Origin of the sequence: Bacillus sp. SIMBA_005 (assembly GCF_046535585.1) — a bacterium.
GTDB classification, from domain to species: Bacteria; Bacillota; Bacilli; order Bacillales; family Bacillaceae; genus Bacillus; species Bacillus pumilus.
Genome location: NZ_JAWRWI010000390.1, coordinates 1 through 272, shown reverse-complemented (window position 1 = coordinate 272; position 272 = coordinate 1). Strand labels below are relative to the sequence as shown.

At 52.6% G+C, this 272-nt stretch carries 1 protein-coding gene; it reads right to left on the bottom strand.

The genetic code is table 11. The features are described 5' to 3' along the window. On the bottom strand, positions 1-272 hold a 272-nt coding region (locus SB660_RS20590; protein WP_410584195.1), incomplete at both ends, for an ATP-binding cassette domain-containing protein.

The window sequence follows — 272 nt, the reverse complement described above, 5'->3', positions numbered from 1 at the left end:
ACTCCACACTTCTTCGATGCACGTATTGTTATTGGTTTCTTTCACTTCCTGTTCGAAATAGCCCGTGTATTGATGCTCGCCGCGCTCCACCGTGCCTTCCAGCGGCTGGATTTCACCGAGCAGGCTTTTTAACAGCGTCGTTTTCCCGATGCCGTTTGCGCCGTACAGGGCGACTTTCTGTCCGCGCTCCATTCTGAGATTGAGCGCGCGTGACAGCGGAGTATCGTAACCGATGACTAAGTCCTTCGTTTCAAAAATGAGCTTGCCTGACG